We start from the raw sequence: 3,395 nt of genomic DNA on the forward strand, positions 1-3,395 counted from the left end.
GAGGTCGACGGTTCGATCCCGTCTAGCTCCACCACCATTTAAAAAGCCGACCTTAGGGTCGGCTTTTTGCTTTGCATTATTCCACCTTCGCCGAAGGCCAGCCAATAAAAAAGGCGCCCGCAGGCGCCTTGTTATCCTGGCCGGTTCGAGGCTTAGCCCAGCACCAGACCCGCGATGGAAGCGGACAGGATGCTGACCAGCGTAGAGCCGTACACCAGCTTCAGGCCAAAGCGTGACACCACATTGCCCTGGTGTTCGTTCAGGCCCTTGATCGCACCGGCCACGATGCCGATGGAAGAGAAGTTGGCGAAGGACACCAGGAACACCGACAGGATCCCCAGGCTGCGCGGCGACAGCTCGGCAGAGACTTTCTGCAGTTCCATCATGGCCACGAATTCGTTGGAAACCAGTTTGGTCGCCATGATGCTGCCAACCTGCAGGGCTTCGTGTTTAGGGATGCCCATGATCCAGGCGAATGGATAGAAGAAGTAGCCGAGGATTTCCTGGAAGCTCAGGCCGAAAATGGCGCTGAACACACCGTTGAGCGCGGCGATCAGGGCGATGAAGCCAATCAGCATCGCGGCGACGATAATCGCTACTTTGAAGCCCGCCAGGATGTATTCACCCAGCATTTCAAAGAAGCTCTGGCCTTCGTGCAGGTTGCCGAGGTGCAGCTCTTCTTCTTTATTGGTGTCGTACGGGTTGACCAGCGACAGCACGATAAAGGTGCTGAACATGTTCAATACCAGCGCCGCCACCACGAACTTGGCGTCCAGCATGGTCATGTAGGCGCCGACGATGGACATGGAAACCGTAGACATCGCGGTCGCCGCCATGGTGTACATGCGCTTTTCCGACATCTTGCCCAGGATATCCTTGTAGGCGATGAAGTTTTCGGATTGCCCCAGGATCAGCGAGCTGACGGCGTTAAACGACTCCAGCTTGCCCATGCCGTTCACTTTCGACAGCACGGTGCCGATAATGCGGATGATGAACGGCAGCACCTTGATGTACTGCAGAATACCGATCAGCGCCGAAATGAAGACGATTGGGCACAGCACCTTCAGGAAGAAGAACGCCAGGCCTTTGTCGCCCATGCCGCCGAACACGAAATCAGTCCCTTGTCCCGCAAACCCGAGCAGTTTGTCAAACAGCGCGGCGAATCCTTTTACGAAGCCCAAACCCGCTTCCGAATGCAGGAAAAAGTAGGCCAGCAGTACTTCGATAACCAGTAGTTGAATAACATAGCGAATGCGGATGCTTTTACGATCGCGGCACACCAACAGGGCCAGGATCGCCACCACCACTATCGCCAACGCAAAGTGCGCAATATGGGACATGTTTGCTCCAAATTTGAGGCAGGCTGAATTTCGGCTGTCATTTTATGTAACGCTACGTTTAAAAACGAGACTTCTATTGCAAATATGGAAAATCATAGTGGGAGTTCTCCTAAAGTGTTGCGCAAAAGCATAAAAAATCAAGATGTTAAAGCAGTAATAGGAAATTCGTATTCTTGTGCTAACCTGTCTTTCAGGGGTATTGCAGCCAAAATCCCATCCCAAAAGCACGGAAATCGGCAAGCTTCGTGCTGAACCCTTCGATAAAACCGTTAATGTTGGCTATTACAGAGATAAGTTTTACCGCTCCAAATGCGCTTGATAATTATTATCATTTATATAGAGTGGAGATAAACGTAATTTCAGTAAGGGTTCAACATATGCTGAACAGTCGCGTGGTTGAAACCACCTCCGGTCGCTCCGCCAGAAAAATCAAACTCTCGCTCATGGGGCCCGCCTTCATCGCCGCTATCGGCTATATCGATCCCGGCAACTTCGCCACCAACATCCAGGCCGGCGCCTCATTCGGCTACAGCCTGCTGTGGGTGGTGGTTTGGGCCAATGTGATGGCGATGCTGATCCAGCTGTTGTCCGCCAAGCTGGGCATCGCTACCGGAAAAAACCTGGCTGAGCACATTCGCGATCGCTTTCCGCGGCCGGCGGTGTGGGCCTATTGGGTGCAGGCGGAGATCATCGCCATGGCGACCGACCTGGCCGAGTTTATCGGCGCGGCGATCGGCTTCAAGCTGCTGCTCGGCGTCTCTCTGTTGCAGGGCGCAGTGCTGACCGGGATCGCCACCTTTTTAATTCTGATGCTGCAAAAGCGCGGACAAAAGCCGCTGGAGCTGGTGATCGGCGGCCTGTTGTTGTTCGTCGCCGCCGCCTACATCGTCGAGCTGGCGTTTTCCCAGCCGCAGCTTGCGCCGCTGCTGAAAGGCATGGCGTTGCCCGATCTGCCTAACGGCGATGCGGTATTCCTGGCTGCCGGGGTATTGGGCGCCACCATCATGCCGCACGTGATCTATCTGCATTCGTCGCTCACCCAAATCGGCGGCGAGCACGACAAGGCGGAACGCTATGCCGCCACCAAAGTCGACGTCGCCGTGGCCATGACCATCGCCGGTTTCGTCAATCTGGCGATGATGGCCACCGCCGCCGCCGCGTTTCATTTCAGCGGCCACAGCGGCATCGCCGATCTCGACGTGGCTTACCTGACGCTGCAACCGCTGCTCGGGCACGCCGCCGCCACCGTGTTCGGCCTGAGCCTGGTGGCGGCCGGCCTCTCTTCTACCGTGGTCGGCACGTTGGCGGGGCAGGTGGTGATGCAGGGGTTCGTGCGTTTCCATATTCCGCTGTGGCTGCGGCGCGCGGTGACCATGCTGCCGTCGTTTATCGTCATCATGTTGGGGATGGATGCGACGCGCATTCTGGTGCTGAGCCAGGTGCTGCTCAGCTTCGGCATTGCGCTGGCGTTGGTGCCGCTGCTGGCTTTCACCGGCAATCGGGCGCTGATGGGGGAAATGGTCAACGGCCCGCTGGTGCAAAACCTGGGCAAGCTGATCGTGCTGGTGGTGGTGGGATTGAACGGCTACCTGCTGATCGGCAGCGTGCTGTAAGCAAAAACAGTGCGGGCCGGCGTTGCGCCGGCCCGTCGTCGTTAATCGCGGTCGTCATCGCCGTGGCGGCGCCAGCGATCGCGGTCATGATCGTGGTGGTGCTTTTTCTCTTTCTTCCAGTGGTGCTTATCGTAGTGTTTGTCGTATTTACGATAGCGTCCTTCATGGTAGTAATAGTGTTTACGCCAGTAGTCGCCATCGCGCCAGCGATAGCCGTCCCAGTAGTAACCGCGACGGCTGCGGTCGCCGAGATAACGCCCCTGATGGCCTTGCCACCAGTCGCGATCCCGCCAATCGTAACCATCCCAATAGCGGCCGCGGTTATCCTGATCGCCGATGCGCAATGAAACGCCCGGCATCAGATCGATGCTGATCCCTTCGGCATGCGCCTGCTGTGCGGCGGGCAGTACCGTCGCCGCCAAAATGGCGGCCAAGAGCAGAG

Annotated in this window: 3 protein-coding genes; 1 reads left to right on the forward strand and 2 read right to left on the reverse strand. The window is 56.9% G+C overall.

Annotated elements, in window-relative coordinates; translation table 11 throughout:
- Positions 1-152: 152 nt before the first annotated feature.
- Positions 153-1,340, reverse strand: coding sequence for a NupC/NupG family nucleoside CNT transporter (locus tag ADK28_RS26625; RefSeq protein WP_004936373.1), 1,188 nt, complete (start codon positions 1,338-1,340; stop codon positions 153-155).
- 377 nt (positions 1,341-1,717) lie between these two features.
- On the opposite strand from ADK28_RS26625, the gene ADK28_RS26630 reads away from it, so the two are divergent.
- The gene (locus ADK28_RS26630; protein WP_004936371.1) at positions 1,718-2,953 is read left to right on the forward strand and encodes an Nramp family divalent metal transporter; all 1,236 of its coding nucleotides are present in this window, start codon (positions 1,718-1,720) and stop codon (positions 2,951-2,953) included.
- Between the two features lie 41 nt (positions 2,954-2,994).
- On the opposite strand, the gene ADK28_RS26635 is transcribed toward ADK28_RS26630, so the two are convergent.
- Positions 2,995-3,393, reverse strand: a complete 399-nt coding sequence (locus tag ADK28_RS26635) for a DUF2502 domain-containing protein (RefSeq protein ID WP_048797137.1) — start codon at positions 3,391-3,393, stop codon at positions 2,995-2,997.
- Positions 3,394-3,395 lie beyond the last annotated feature (2 nt).

It is taken from the genome of Serratia sp. 506_PEND (assembly GCF_001076875.1).
Lineage (GTDB): Bacteria > Pseudomonadota > Gammaproteobacteria > Enterobacterales > Enterobacteriaceae > Serratia > Serratia marcescens.